The following is a 13,467-nucleotide window of genomic DNA, read 5'->3' on the forward strand; positions in this document are numbered from 1 at the left end:
GCTTGTCCTTTTCACGGTCATGTCACTGCATCGACCGCGCTGTAAACCGGCTTTTTCCATTCGTCGCTTGCCATGATGCGATAAAGCGTCTCTGCCGCATTCCAGACATCCATATAGCTTGTGTAAAGCGGCGTGAAGCCGAAGCGCAGAATGTCGGGCGCCCGGAAATCACCAATCACACCATGCGCGATCAGCGCCTTCATGATCGGATAGCCGGTTGCGTGGGTCAGGGCCACCTGGCTGCCGCGTGCATCGGCGTCACGCGGGGAGGCAAGCCCGAAGCCGAAACTGCCGCACCGCTCGTCCACCAGCCGGATGAAAAGCGAGGTCAGCGCCAGCGACTTCTGCCGGATCAGGGCCATGTCAGCGCGCGCAAAGATATCCAGCCCGACTTCAGCGACAGCCATGCTGAGGATCGGCTGCGTGCCGGTACGGAACCGCGCGAGGCCGGGTGCGGGTGCATAGTCACGGGAGAAGGCAAAGGGAGCCTTGTGCCCCCACCAGCCGGTGAGCGGCTGGCGTGCCTCACCCTGATGGCGCCGCGCGACAAACAGGAACGCCGGGCCACCGGGGCCACCGTTCAGATATTTGTAGCTGCAGCCGACGGCAAAATCAGCCCGTGCGCCGTTCAAATCCACCGGCATCGCCCCCGCACTATGGCACAGGTCCCAGATGGCAAGCGCACCCGCCTGATGGGCCGCCGCCGTAATCCCCTGCATATCGAGGATGTGGCCGGTTTTATAGTGCACGTGCGTCAGGCATACGGCAGCAACATCCTGATCGATCGCGGCAAGGATATCATCCTTTTCCGCAAAGCGGATCTGGTGACCCTGCCCCAGAAATTCGACCAGCCCCTGCGCCATGTAATTGTCGGTCGGGAAATTGCTGCCTTCCATGACGATGACCTTGCGGTCCGGTCGCAGGGCAAGGGCGGCAGCCAGCACCTTGAAGACATTGAGGCCGGTCGCATCAGTGACCAGCACTTCGCCCGCACCCGCACCGATCACAGGCGCAAGCTTGTCGCCAAGCCGTTCGGGCAATTCAAACCAGCCGGCTGTATTCCAGCTTTTGATCAGGTCCGTTGCCCACTCGCGGGACACAACCTCCTGTGCCCGCGCCAGTGCGGCCTTCGGGGCAGCACCCAATGAGTTACCGTCCAGATAGATCACGCCCTCGGGCAGTGCAAACTCATCCCGAAAGGCACGAAGCGGATCGTCCGCGTCAAGGGCGGCGAAGGCTTCGGCAGTCAGTGGCAGGGTATCGATCTGCATGGGGTTCCTCATCAATGTCAGGCCAGCGTGAAGCAGACAACCTTGGTCTGGCTCATTTCTCGCACCGCAAACTTCACGCCCTCGCGGCCCATGCTGCCTTTTTTGGCACCGCCAAACGGCATCGCATCCAGCCGGTAATCGGTGGACTCGTTGATCATCACGCCGGCAGCCTCAAAGGCGCGCGCGGCACCGAGCGCACGGTTCACGTCGCGGGTGAAGATGGCAGCATGGATTGTATGGTCAGGCGCGTTTGCAGCCTTCATGGCTTCATCGAATTCGCCGAAAGGTACCAGCGTGACGACTGGCCCGAAAACCTCCGAGCAGATGACGGAGGCGGCCTTAGGCACATTCTCGAGGACGGTCGGCCACATAACGGACCCTTCGCGCTTGCCACCGGCGAGCACACGCCCCCCTTGGGAAACAGCATCCCGGACCCAGGCCTCCACACGGGCAGCTTCGGCCTCACCGATCATCGGGCCGATATCGGTGCCCGGCAGCATCGGGTCGCCAACCACCAGCGCTTTGGTATGGCGCACCACTGCATCGCGGAAGGCTACGTATGCACCTTCTTCCACAAGGATGCGCTGCACGCCGATGCAATTTTGCCCGGCCGCCCAGAAGGCGCCTGACACACACGAGGCTGCAGCCGTCTCGATGTCGGCATCCGCCATCACGATAACCGGCGAATTGGCACCAAGTTCCATTGCCAGTTTCTTGATCCCCGCCTTTGCGGCGATGCGATTGGCAACAGCGACCCCACCGGTGAAAGAGATCATCGCCGGCTCCGCCGACGCGACGATCAGGTCACCAAAGTCGCTGCCACGCCCGGTTAGCGCCGCAAGCCCCAAGGGCGGCAAGCCTGCAGCCAGCAGTTTCTTCACCAGCATCAGCGCAACGATCGGGGCCTGCTCGGCGGGTTTCAGAAGCACCGAATTGCCCGCTGCAATCGCGGGGCCGAGCTTGTGGGCGACCAGATTGAGGGGGTCGTTGAACGGCGTGATCGCGACGATCAGCCCGAGCGGCTCATAGGCATAAAAACCCTGCCGCGCCTCACCGCCTGCAAAACTGTCGAAGCGGATAGTCTCGCCCGTCAGCCGAACCGCCTCCTCAGCGGAAAGGCGCAGCGTGTTGACGCAGCGGCGAACCTCTTTCTCAGCCGCCTTCAGGGGCTTGCCGGTTTCAGCCACAATCATCGCAGCGAAAGCCGTGGCGTCAGCGGCCACTGCATCAGCGGTACGGTGCAGGATGGCCGACCGTTCACCGCTCGTCAGCGCTTTCATTGCAGCCCGGCCAGCCGCAGCACTCGCCAGCGCTTTGGCGGCATCGGCATCGGTCGCGGCACCAACTGTGCCAATCACGGCGCCAGTGAAAGGGTTGACGATATCCATCCCGCTGGCCGCATGGTGCCAGCTTCCATCATAATAAAGCGACTGCATGGCGGCTGTCCGGTCAGGGCTTGTCTTTGTGGAGGACGAGGCTGTCGTATTCGTGGCTACTGACGAGCGCTTCCACAATCACCGGGCCGTCGCCCGCAAAGGCGTCCTTCAGGTGAGCACGGAATTCCTCGGCGCTTACTGCCGTTTTCACCGGCACGCCAAACAGATTGTCACCACCGATATTGCCCTTGGCCCGGATGGGCGTCCCGTAGATCGGGTTCTGCTTCTTCTGCTGCTTGATGCGAATGAGCGCGAGGTCGTTATCCGTCAGCACCACAAACACGATCTTCAGATTTTCACGCACGGCCACAGCCAGTTCACCGACGGTCATCAGGAAGCCGCCATCACCAAGCACCGCACACACCTCGGTGTTCGGGCGGGCAAGTTTGGCGGCAATCGCTGCCGGGATGCCGAAGCCCATGGCGGACCAGCCGTTCGTCATGATCTGCAAGCCCGGCTTCGGGGTCGGCCACTTCTGGCCGATAAGGTGCGTATGGGCACCCACATCACAGGTCATGATGCCGTCTTCAGGAAGCTCGTCACGCAGCACATCAAGTGCCGCTGTCGGCCCGAAAACATCGGACTGCGGCGACATGCGGCGGAAGATTTCTGCCTTGCGCTCGGCGACGTCCGTCAGGTCCCATGCCTTGGCGCTGCCGCCCTGCTCGATCAGGAAATCGACGCTGGCCGCAATATCGCCCGTAACATCGGCGCCGAGCGTATATTTGCTCGTATCCAGATCGACCGGAACGATATCGATATTCACCACCGGCACATCGGGTATCCAGCCTTCAAGATTGAATTCGACCGGGTCATAGCCAATGGCGACCACCAGATCAGCCTGCTGGTGCGTTTGGCCGACAACATCGGACAACGCATGGAACAGGATGCCCGCATAGGACGGGTGCGTTTCAGGTACCATGCCCTTCGCCATCGGGGTCAGCACGACCGGCACATTGAATTTTTCAATCAGTGCAATCACTTCTGCCTGCACGCCCGCCTGCACGGCACCAAGGCCGACAGCCACAACCGGCTTCGCCGACGACTTGAAAAGTGCCGTCATGCGGGCAAGGGCTTCCTTGTCAGCCTTGGCCGGGCGTGAGGGCGCCCAGGAAACCGGCTTGCCGTCGCCAGCGGGCTCGGCGCTCATGCCAACAGGCAAGCCGACGTGGACCGGGCCGGGCCGCCCGTCGAGGGCAACGAGGGCTGCATCGTGCAGGATTTCGGTGACACGGTCAGCTTCAAGCCGCGTCGTTTTCTTGGTCACAGGGGCAAACAGCGCCTGATGATCGATCCCCATCTGGGTGACGCGCCCCCGCATCGCTGTCGGCATTTCATCCGAAAAGGCGATCATCGGCGAACGGTCGAGGAGCGCCCCGCCAACACCGGTCGTCAGGTTGGTGGCGCCGGGGCCGAAGGTACCGAAGCAGACGCCGGGCACGCCGGTGAGCCGCGCAGTCACGTCTGCCATGAAGCTGGCGCCACCTTCATGTGTGGCAAGAATGAAGTCGATGCCATCAACCTTGCGCATGGCTTCCATATAATCGACCCAGCCGCCGCTCGGCACGCCGAACACATGGCGTACGCCCATTTCCTTCAGTGTCTGGACCAACTTTTCCGCGACGTTCGTGGCACTCATGTCTCGCCCTCTTTGTTCCCATTGCGCCAGCCGGGCAATGTATCCCCGGCGGCAGATATGCCCTGACAATAGGCAGGCGGCCTATGATGAAAAAATAATAAAAAGCGGGTTCGATATAACGAAGAGAATATAGTCAATCGGCAAGGCGACGAACAAGAACGGCTGCCCCCAAGGCAGCAAGCCCCATCAATGCTGATACGACGGCAAGACCGACCCCCGCATCGAACATAAGCCCCGCCAAGGCAGGTGCCAGTACAGCCCCTCCCCGGCCTACCCCGATCACAAGCCCCGCGCCTGTCGCACGTTCGGCGGGCGCAAAAGCGGTACCGATCAGCGCATACAGGAGGCTCATCCCCGCCATCACGAAGAAGCCGGCAAGACAGGCAAGCAGGGTGACAAGCCCGAGGGGCGGTACAGCCTGTCCGAACAGGGCGATGGAGAATGCCGTTCCGCCGAGTACCGCAACAATGACACGCGCAAGGCCAAACCGCGATGCCAGCATCCCGGCCAATGCGCCACCCGCAATGCCCGCGAGGTTCGACGCCGATGCCACACCGGCTGCTGTAGCCGGATCGAAGCCGACGTCCGCGACGATTTTCGGCAGCCAACTGAGGAAGTAGTAGATGCTCATGATATAGAGGAAATAGCCGCCCATCAGGCGCAGTGTTCGCTGGCGCGCAGCGCCGGTCAGGAGGGCACGGACGCCAGACTTCGGCGCCCCGCTTTCCGGCACCGGCAAAACGTCAAGCCGCTGCAAGCCGAAACGCCCGAGCACACGATTGATCCGCACAAGCGCATCTTTCGGCTGGCGTGCCGCCAGATAGTCGGGCGATTCCGGCAGGTAGCGCAGCACAAGCGGCACCAGCAGCAGGGCCATGCCGGCGCCAAACAGGAAAACTGCTCGCCAGTCATACGCCGCCAGCAACAGCCCGCTTGCCGCACCGCCCAGAAAGCCGCCGACAGGATAACCGATCGTCATCAGGGAAACGGCAACCGGCTTCATGCGCAGGTTCGCAAATTCCGCCGCCAGGGGCGTGATGATCCCGACCATACCCCCGATCCCAACCCCGGTGAAAAGACGACATGCCGCAAGGCTGCCAAGGCCGCCCATAAGGGGCGACAATGCCATTCCAAGCGCCATGACGCCGAGGCACAATAAAACGGCAGGTCGCCGCCCCAGCCTGTCTGCGACCGGCGACAGGAACAGGGAGCCGAGCGCCATACCGGCCAGCCCCGAGGAGAGCAGCAAGCCAAGCTCTGTCTTGCCAATCCCCCGCGATGCAGAAATGCCGGGTGCAGCAAATGTCATGGCCAGCACATCGAAGCCATCAAGCGCGCTGAGCGCCACTGTCACTGCAATGGCCTGCCACTGCGCGCGGCTCATAGGCCCGTTTGCGATCAGGTCGCGGGCAGCCAGGTCAGCTCGCGCCATCAGGCGATGGTGAAATCAAGCGGCTCCAGCCCCTCGATCTCCGCCCGCACCCGATCACCCCGCGCCACCGGCCCAACCCCGGCCGGGGTTCCGGTGTAGATAAGGTCCCCTGGCAGAAGTGCCATATAGGTTGAAAGCTCGGCGACAATGTCGGCCACAGGCCAGATCATATCGGCGACATGTCCCTGCTGCCGCACGTCGCCATTCACTGTAAGCCGCAGGGCTGCCTGCTCAATGCCGGGCACCGCAACGGCAGGCGTGATCGCAGAAATCGGCGCCGCCTCATCAAAGGATTTGGACATGTCCCAAGGCCGGCGCTTGGCCTTGGCTTCGGCCTGCATGTCGCGGCGGGTCATATCGACCCCGGTGGCATAGCCCGCCACATGCTCCAAAGCCCTGTCCCGCGCGATATCGCGGCCACCCTTGCCGATCACAACAACAAGCTCGATCTCATGCTGCAGATCAGCCGTGCGCGGCGGATAGGAAAGTGTAGCCGGGCGAACGACAAGGCATGTAGCAGGCTTGATGAAGAAGAAGGGCGGCTCCGGCACTGCATCGCCCATCTCGGCAGCATGGTCAGCATAATTACGGCCAACGCAAAACACACGCCCGGCAGCAAGATCGCCACCACCAAGGACTGGGATGTCAGGAGAAAAAACGGAAGCTTCGGTCACGGCACCCTCAAGGCAATATATGATTGCACACATTCTGGGGGCTTGCTGCCATGCAGGGAAATATCGAACGACCTCCGCACTATAACAGCAGCATTATATCAATGGCGGCCTCTATTCCAACTCGGGTGCATCGCTTGGGCGGCATCTGTCGCCTCGGCCTTTTTATGCACCGGTGATCCGGCTTCCATCCTCCGCCGTAAAGAAGGGCAATATCTGGCAACCCCTTGTCCCGGAAGGATGACCATAGTGTCGAGCATCTGTCAGCGCAGGATCGCCGTCGTCGGCACCGGCATTTCCGGCCTTTCCGCCGCATGGCTCTTGCACCGGGACCATGACGTCACCGTTTTCGAGAAAAACGACTATGTCGGCGGGCACAGCCATACCGTTGATATCGACGTTGACGGACAGCCCGTAGCAGTCGACACGGGCTTCATCGTCTATAATCCGGTCAACTATCCGAACCTCACGGCCCTCTTCGATCAGCTGAGCGTGCCAACCCACCCGACAGTCATGTCCTTTGCAGCCTCTGTGGACGACGGAGATTTCGAATATTCAGGCGGCGATGGCTTTGGCCTGTTGGCGCAACCGATCAACCTGCTGCGACCCCGCTTCTGGTCGATGGTCAGCGGCATCCTGCGCTTTTACCGGAATGCGCCTGCCCTGACCGCGCGCGCCGAGGAAACCGGCTGCACGCTTGGCGAGCTGCTCGCGGAAGCTGGTTACAGGGGCGCCTTCATCGACGATCACCTCGCCCCCATGGCCGGGGCCATCTGGTCGTCCGATTGCCGGTCCGCGCTTGAAATGCCGGCTGCTCCGTTCCTGCGCTTCTTCCGCAACCACGGCCTCGTCCAGCTGACCGACCGGCCCGGCTGGCGCAGCGTTGAAGGGGGAAGCCGCGAATATGTGGAACGCCTCACGGCTGATTTCCGCAGCAAGATCCGGCTTTCCTGCGGCGTGGCGTCACTCACGCGAGAAAAGGGGCAAATCCGTGTCTCCGGCACGGACGGATCATCCGAACTGTTTGATGATGTTGTTCTGGCTTGCCACAGCGATGAAGCGCGGGCCCTTGCCGCCAGTATTCAAAGCGTCGCCGCGAAACCGTTGTCCGCCATGCGGTACTCTGAAAACGAGGTCATTCTGCATGGCGATACCGGCCTGATGCCGAAGCGGCGGGCAGCGTGGTCGGCCTGGAACTTCCTTGCACGCTCCGGCACCGCTTCAGCGGCGCCCTGCGTGACCTACTGGATGAATGCCCTGCAGCGGCTCGGCACCGATACGCCGGTCCTTGTGACCCTCAATCCTGATCGCCCCATCAACGAGGCTGAAGTCCATGGGCGCTACACCTATGCCCATCCGGTTTTCGACAAGGCTGCGCTTGATGCACGCGCCGAGCTTTGGGCGTTACAGGGTAGAGGCGGCTTGTGGTTTGCGGGTGCCTATCTCGGGGATGGCTTCCACGAGGACGGCATACAGGCTGGCCTCGCCGTTGCCGAAATGATCGGCCCGCGCCTGCGCCCGTGGGTACGACCCAATCAGAATGCCCGCATCGGCCTGCCCGACATCATCACTGCCAAACGCCACAGCCCCGAGCCGTTGCCGGAGCCCGTATGATTAACGCTGCTGCCGAGCTTCTAGTCGCGACCGTCTGGCATCGCCGCCACCAGCCGAAGCCGCACGCCTTTCGCTATCCGAGCTTCTATCTGCTGATGGACCTCGACCGGCTGGATGCACTTGGCAAAATGTCATTCCTCTTTTCGGTCAACCGCTTCAATCTGTTGAGCTTCCACGAAAAAGACCATGGCAGCGCGGGTGACGAGTGCTTGCGGGACAGAATCGCCAATCTCCTTGCCAGCCGGTTCGGCGGCTGGCAGGCAGATCGCATCCTGCTGCTGGCCATGCCGCGCTGTCTGGGTTTTGCCTTCAACCCGCTCAGTGTTTTCTATGCCTACGATGCGAACGGCCAGCTTGGTGCGATTGTTTACGAAGTCAGCAACACCTTTGGCGAAAAGCATTCCTATGTTTTCCGCATGGAAGGCAGCACAGGCGAGCCCTCCCCACACAGCTGCAACAAGCGTTTCCACGTCTCGCCCTTCTTTCCCCTTGATGGCAACTACGAGTTCCGCCAGCGCCACGGGGAAAGCAGCCTGAACCTGCTGATCCGCTATTTCGGCCCGAACGGCGAGCGCCGTTTCGACGCGGGCGTCAAAGCCGACCGGCGCCACTTCGCCACCAGTGCACTCCTGAAGCAGCTCGTGCGCATGCCGCTTGCGAGCGTCGGGGTTGTCGTCGCCATTCATTACGAAGCCCTAAGGCTTTGGCTCAAACGGCTTCGTGTCTTTTCATGGCCGGGCAAATCGCCCGAGCCTGCTTCTTATCATCTTGTCACCAAGGACGGAGGGATCTGATGGACGGATCAGGCGCTTTCAGGGAGGAGACAATCGTCCGCCCTTCATCTTCAATGCCTTTCATGTCGGTGCTGCGTAAACGCATGGCGCGGCTGGCTGTTGGCACGCTTGATATCACCTTCCCCGGTGGCGGATTTGAACGCTTCGGCAATCCCGGCACCGGCGCCCCCGGCCTCCACGGCGCGATTGTCCTTCATAACTGGCGGGCCCTGTCGCGTATGTTACGGTCGGGCGCGGTCGGCCTTGGTGAAGGCTATATGGCCGGTGACTGGGACAGCCCGGACCTCACAGCCCTTCTCACCCTGCTTGCCGCCAACATGGATCAGGTGGAGCGCAACAGTTTCCTTGGCCGCCTGACCCTGCAGGTGGACCGCCTGCGGCATTTCCTCAATCGCAACTCGCGGGAAGGCAGCCGTCGCAACATCGCCTTCCACTATGACCTCGGCAACGACTTCTACCGGCTGTGGCTGGACCGCACCTTCACCTACTCCGCCGCCCTTTATGACCGGCCGGGCCTGACGCTCGAGGCGGCACAGACCCGTAAATATGCCCGTCTTGCTGAAGCCGTGGGCCTCAAACGCGGCGATCATGTGCTGGAAATCGGCTGCGGCTGGGGCGGGTTTGCCGAATATGCAGCGGGCACGCTCGGCTGCCGCGTCACCGGGGTCACGCTTTCGCAGGAACAGCTGGTCCATGCCACCGCGCGCATGAAAGCTGCGGGGCTTGACCATCTTGTTGAGCTGCGCCTGCAGGATTACCGGGATGTGGACGGCAGCTTCGACGCCATTGTCTCGATCGAGATGCTCGAAGCCGTGGGCGAGGACTGGTGGCCGACCTACTTCAACCGGCTGAAGGCGCGGCTAAAACCCGGCGGCAAGGCGGGTGTGCAAGTCATCACCATCGATGACGAGCGCTTCGAAGGCTACCGGAACAGCTCCGATTTCATCCAGAAATATATCTTCCCCGGCGGCATGTTGCCTTCCGACAGCATCGTCCGCAGGCAGGCGGCAAACGCGGGCCTCAGGGTCGACAGCCACCTCGCCTTCGGCCTCGGCTATGCCGACACGCTGGCCGAATGGCACAAGCGTTTTCTCACGGTGCGGGCTGATGTCATGGAGCTTGGCTACGACGTCCGCTTCCTGCGCATGTGGCGCTTCTATCTCGCCTACTGCGAGGCAGGCTTCCGGCAGGGCCTGATCGACGTCCGCCAATATGTCTTCGCCTGACAAAAGCCGGGCAAGCCTCACGCTTGCCTATGGCCTGCCGGCACTGATCCTGGCGGTGCCGACCATTCCGTTCGCGGTCTATCTGCCCGCATGGTTCGCCAATGACTTGGGGCTCGGCTATCTGGCCGTCGGGACTGCGCTCTTCGCCGCGCGCCTTTTCGATATTGTCAGCGACCCGATCGCCGGCATTGTAAGCGACCGGATGCCGCTTCTTGGTTACCGGCGCAAAGGCTGGATGGTCGCGGGCGTTGCCGTTGCCGGGGCAGCACTTTCGATGCTGGCAGGCAGCGGGCCGGGCATGCAGCCTTTCGACCTCTTCTTATGGTCGGCGATCCTCTATATCGGCTGGACCTTCGCGACAGTGCCCTATCTTGCGATGGGCGCCGATCTCGCCTGCTCGGCGCACGACCGATCCCGCCTTGCCGGTGTGCGCGAGGCCATGTCACTGGCCGGCATGCTGGTCGCCCTTTCGCTACCCCTGATCGTCGGCGGTGAAGGATCGGTCATTCCGCGTTTACCCGGCCTTCTGTTGCCCGGTGCCCTCCTCTGCATTTTCCTGTTCTGCCTTTTGGTGCCCGAACCACACGGGTCAGGCACAGCTCCACCTGTTTCAGCTGCCGCATTAAAGCTGGCACTGGCGCACCTGCCCTTCCGCCGCCTTTGCACAGGCTGGCTGCTGCTTGCTGCCGCCAACGCCATGCCTGCCGTTCTGTTCCCGGTATTCGTGAGCGATGTACTGAAGGCTGATACAGGCACGCGCGACTGGCTGATCGTCCTCTATTTCGTGGCCGCCATCCTTTTCGTACCAGCCTGGATCGCTGCGGCACGGCGTTGGGGCAAACAAAGGATCCTTGCAGCTGGGGCCACACTCACCTGCCTTGTCTTCCTGTTTGTGCCGCTGATCGGGGAAGGAAACATCCTCGCCTTTGCAATTGTGTGCGGGCTCACCGGCGCCGCACTGGGTGCCGAGATGGTCTTGCCCCCTTCTATCCTGGCCGACATTGCCCACGAGAGCGGCACGCACATGAAAAGCAATACGGCCTTTCTGTTTGCCCTGTGGAGCATGACATCGAAGATCGCGCTCGCCGTGGGTGTCGCCGTCGCCTTTGGCGGCATGGCGTTCGCTGAAAACATCCTCGATCCCGGCAGCCTGCCGCTTGCCACTGCCATGCTTTATGCCCTCGTTCCGGCGATCCTGAAACTAACGGCAATGCCCTTTCTTCTGGCCACCGGAAAAGCAGCGCCAAACTGATCCGGTCGGCCCGGCTGTGCGTACCTAAAACATACCCATCAACAAAGGAGCAATCGGCAGATGCATGCAGTGAAAACCCTAATTTCGCTCTTTCTGCTAACCCTGCTGAGTGCCTGCGGAACAAACATGAAACCGACTGATTTTGCCAGCATGAAACCCGACCTGAAGCTTGAGGACTATTTCACCGGTCGCACGGTGGCGACAGGTCTTTTCGAAGACCGGTTCGGCAATGTGCGCAACCAGTTTGTTGTCACGATCGATGGCACCTGGGACGGGCGGACCCTTATCCTGAAGGAAGACTTCGCCTATTCCGACGGCACCAGCGAATTCCGCCGGTGGGAAATCGTGAAAGATGGTGAAAACCGTTACAGCGGCATCACCGAGCAGGTCATCGGCCGTGCCGTAGGCGAAACCTCCGGCAATGCCTTCAACTGGCAATATGACTTCAACCTCAAGGTCGGGGATGACATCTGGAAGGTCAGCTTTGACGACTGGATGTTTCTGCAGCCTGACGGAACCTTGCTCAACAAGGCGACCGTCAAGCGCTGGGGCTTCAAGATCGGCACCGTCTTCCTGTCCTTCCGCCGCGTCGCCAATGAGGATGCTGCGACCGGCCCGGCACCGCTTGCCGCAACCGGTTCCTAGGGAAGAAGGCGGCGTGTCAGGCTGAAGAACAGGCCCTCCGGCAACAGCCGCAGGATTTTCATCAGGAAGGCAAACCGGCGGGGCGTGGTGATTTCAAATCGCCCGCCCCGCAGCCCTTTGTGGATCGCGCGCGCGGCGGTATCCGCGTCAATCAGGAACGGCATCTCGAACTCGTTGCGGTCGGTAAGGGGCGTCTCGATAAAGCCGGGATTGACGAGGCGCAGGTCAATCCCCTCCCGCGCCAGTTCCGGCCGCAGGGCTTCTGCCATATTGATCAGCGCGGCTTTCGACGCCCCGTAGGCCGCCGCCCCCGGCAGGCCCCGATAGCCAGCAAGGGAGGCCACAATAGCGATCTGCCCGCTGCCCCGCGCCCGCATGAGGGGCAGAAGTGCCGCCAATCCATGCACCACGCCGAAATAGTTGACGTCCATCAGGGACCTATAGTCCTGAACCCTGAAGTCTCCCGCCCATGTGGGAATGTGATTGCCCGCGTTGAGGATGACAATATCGGGTAGCATACCGGCCGCCCTCAATGTGTCTGCAAGGGCCTGCATGCCAGCTTCGTCCGTCACGTCACCTGGCAAGGCGCGGATTTCGCCAAGTGAACCACGCCCGGCTTCGACCACATCGTCCAGAACCTCACGCCGACGGCCGGTGATCACCACGTTGCAGCCGTCTGCTGTATAAAGGAGGGCTAGCGCCCGACCGATCCCGGTCCCGGCGCCTGTGATCCAGACTGTCTGTGGCGCGCGCGTCATGGCCTGCCTGCCTGGGTGTCAGCTGAAACAGCGCCTGGCACCTCATCCGTGCGCCGGAACTCGATCTCACTACCACCCTTGTGCCGGAACTGCATGCCAAGCCAATTGCCATCGTCGTCATAGGTGGAACGGATATTCAGATCACCCGTGACTGCATATGTCGTGGCCCCGGATTGCCCGGCATCAATGGGCTGGATAGTTACCTTGTTCACCTTGCCCGTGATCGTATTGAAAAGCGCAGAAGCCTGCATAGCAGCAGGGTTCCAGTGGTTGGTGGTGGCGAACCTGCCGTGCGAGTTTTCCAGCACACCAATCTCATCCGCCGTCAGTTCAACCTTGATGTCGGTGCCATTGTCGTCAACCTCGGTCGAAATCTGCTGCAAGCTGTCGCCACACCAGACCTCGCGGGACGCATAGTCATACCGGAACACGGTAACGAACAGCAGCTTCACCCGCATTCTGGTACGAACATCGGCGACAAGGCGCCCGCTATCCTCCTGAAGCCGGATGCTATGTTCACCGATCTTTTTGCCGTTGCGATAAACGTCATAGGAAGCCGGAGAAACAAGATTTTCAGCCGGGCTTGCGACCGCCGGACACTCTGGCTGCGGCCTCACCGCCTCCCCTGCATCCTCGGGGACAACGGCGGTGCCCATAAGCGCTAAAGCTTCAATTATCATGATCAATCCGTTCCTTAAGGCTGAAGCATCCTTGATACGTGCCAGGATG

At 61.5% G+C, this 13,467-nt stretch carries 12 protein-coding genes; 5 read left to right on the plus strand and 7 right to left on the minus strand.

All coding sequences use genetic code 11. The features are described 5' to 3' along the window. Window positions 1-17 precede the first annotated feature (17 nt). From kynU to PH603_RS12455, 5 genes are all read right to left on the minus strand, one after another. Window positions 18-1,271, minus strand: coding sequence for a kynureninase (gene kynU, locus PH603_RS12435; RefSeq protein ID WP_289502858.1), 1,254 nt, complete (start codon window positions 1,269-1,271; stop codon window positions 18-20). A gap of 17 nt (window positions 1,272-1,288) precedes the next feature. Further along, entirely contained in the window at window positions 1,289-2,707 is a 1,419-nt protein-coding gene (locus PH603_RS12440; protein ID WP_289502859.1) for an aldehyde dehydrogenase family protein, read from the minus strand. A 13-nt stretch (window positions 2,708-2,720) separates the two neighbouring features. Beyond that, window positions 2,721-4,346 carry a thiamine pyrophosphate-binding protein gene (locus tag PH603_RS12445; protein WP_289502860.1) on the minus strand — a complete coding sequence of 542 codons (1,626 nt, stop codon included), beginning with the start codon at window positions 4,344-4,346 and terminating at the stop codon, window positions 2,721-2,723. A 133-nt stretch (window positions 4,347-4,479) separates the two neighbouring features. Further along, complete coding sequence (locus PH603_RS12450; protein WP_289502861.1) at window positions 4,480-5,730, minus strand: MFS transporter; 1,251 nt, start codon at window positions 5,728-5,730, stop codon at window positions 4,480-4,482. 47 nt (window positions 5,731-5,777) lie between these two features. Then, window positions 5,778-6,485 carry a fumarylacetoacetate hydrolase family protein gene (locus PH603_RS12455; RefSeq protein ID WP_434783309.1) on the minus strand — a complete coding sequence of 236 codons (708 nt, stop codon included), beginning with the start codon at window positions 6,483-6,485 and terminating at the stop codon, window positions 5,778-5,780. Between the two features lie 204 nt (window positions 6,486-6,689). On the opposite strand from PH603_RS12455, the gene PH603_RS12460 reads away from it, so the two are divergent. The 5 genes from PH603_RS12460 to PH603_RS12480 are packed head-to-tail and all read left to right on the plus strand — an operon-like array spanning window position 6,690 to window position 11,980. Then, a complete protein-coding gene (locus PH603_RS12460) occupies window positions 6,690-8,063 on the plus strand; it encodes an NAD(P)/FAD-dependent oxidoreductase (protein ID WP_353507355.1) in 1,374 nt (457 codons plus the stop codon). Next, complete coding sequence (locus PH603_RS12465) at window positions 8,060-8,857, plus strand: DUF1365 domain-containing protein (protein WP_289502864.1); 798 nt, start codon at window positions 8,060-8,062, stop codon at window positions 8,855-8,857. Before PH603_RS12460 ends, PH603_RS12465 begins: the two co-directional genes overlap by 4 nt. Next, window positions 8,857-10,083 (plus strand): SAM-dependent methyltransferase, encoded by a 1,227-nt coding sequence (locus tag PH603_RS12470; RefSeq protein ID WP_289502865.1) that lies wholly within the window; start codon window positions 8,857-8,859, stop codon window positions 10,081-10,083. The genes PH603_RS12465 and PH603_RS12470 overlap by 1 nt, the downstream gene beginning before the upstream one ends. Continuing rightward, window positions 10,070-11,335 carry an MFS transporter gene (locus tag PH603_RS12475; RefSeq protein WP_289502866.1) on the plus strand — a complete coding sequence of 422 codons (1,266 nt, stop codon included), beginning with the start codon at window positions 10,070-10,072 and terminating at the stop codon, window positions 11,333-11,335. The genes PH603_RS12470 and PH603_RS12475 overlap by 14 nt, the downstream gene beginning before the upstream one ends. A 60-nt stretch (window positions 11,336-11,395) precedes the next feature. Then, the gene (locus PH603_RS12480) at window positions 11,396-11,980 is read left to right on the plus strand and encodes a DUF3833 domain-containing protein (RefSeq protein ID WP_289502867.1); all 585 of its coding nucleotides are present in this window, start codon (window positions 11,396-11,398) and stop codon (window positions 11,978-11,980) included. Here the strand turns inward: PH603_RS12480 and PH603_RS12485 are convergent. Then, window positions 11,977-12,738 carry an SDR family NAD(P)-dependent oxidoreductase gene (locus PH603_RS12485; protein WP_289502868.1) on the minus strand — a complete coding sequence of 254 codons (762 nt, stop codon included), beginning with the start codon at window positions 12,736-12,738 and terminating at the stop codon, window positions 11,977-11,979. The two genes, PH603_RS12480 and PH603_RS12485, sit on opposite strands and share 4 nt — an antisense overlap. After that, window positions 12,735-13,418, minus strand: a complete 684-nt coding sequence (locus tag PH603_RS12490; protein WP_289502869.1) for a DUF6134 family protein — start codon at window positions 13,416-13,418, stop codon at window positions 12,735-12,737. Before PH603_RS12490 ends, PH603_RS12485 begins: the two co-directional genes overlap by 4 nt. Between the last annotated feature and the right edge of the window lie 49 nt (window positions 13,419-13,467).

Origin of the sequence: Gimibacter soli, from assembly GCF_028463845.1 — a bacterium.
Classification (GTDB): Bacteria; Pseudomonadota; Alphaproteobacteria; order Sphingomonadales; family Kordiimonadaceae; genus Gimibacter; species Gimibacter soli.

Bases quoted from the DNA above. Each gene is read 5' to 3' on its own strand.
- PH603_RS12470 (WP_289502865.1), top strand. From the start codon at position 8,857: ATGGACGGATCAGGCGCTTTCAGGGAGGAGACAATCGTCCGCCCTTCA.
- PH603_RS12465 (WP_289502864.1), top strand. From the start codon at position 8,060: ATGATTAACGCTGCTGCCGAGCTTCTAGTCGCGACCGTCTGGCATCGC.
- PH603_RS12460 (WP_353507355.1), top strand. From the start codon at position 6,690: ATGACCATAGTGTCGAGCATCTGTCAGCGCAGGATCGCCGTCGTCGGC.
- PH603_RS12485 (WP_289502868.1), bottom strand. From the start codon at position 12,738: ATGACGCGCGCGCCACAGACAGTCTGGATCACAGGCGCCGGGACCGGG.
- PH603_RS12445 (WP_289502860.1), bottom strand. From the start codon at position 4,346: ATGAGTGCCACGAACGTCGCGGAAAAGTTGGTCCAGACACTGAAGGAA.
- PH603_RS12440 (WP_289502859.1), bottom strand. From the start codon at position 2,707: ATGCAGTCGCTTTATTATGATGGAAGCTGGCACCATGCGGCCAGCGGG.
- kynU (WP_289502858.1), bottom strand. From the start codon at position 1,271: ATGCAGATCGATACCCTGCCACTGACTGCCGAAGCCTTCGCCGCCCTT.
- PH603_RS12455 (WP_434783309.1), bottom strand. From the start codon at position 6,485: ATGTGTGCAATCATATATTGCCTTGAGGGTGCCGTGACCGAAGCTTCC.
- PH603_RS12480 (WP_289502867.1), top strand. From the start codon at position 11,396: ATGCATGCAGTGAAAACCCTAATTTCGCTCTTTCTGCTAACCCTGCTG.
- PH603_RS12490 (WP_289502869.1), bottom strand. From the start codon at position 13,418: ATGATAATTGAAGCTTTAGCGCTTATGGGCACCGCCGTTGTCCCCGAG.
- PH603_RS12475 (WP_289502866.1), top strand. From the start codon at position 10,070: ATGTCTTCGCCTGACAAAAGCCGGGCAAGCCTCACGCTTGCCTATGGC.
- PH603_RS12450 (WP_289502861.1), bottom strand. From the start codon at position 5,730: ATGAGCCGCGCGCAGTGGCAGGCCATTGCAGTGACAGTGGCGCTCAGC.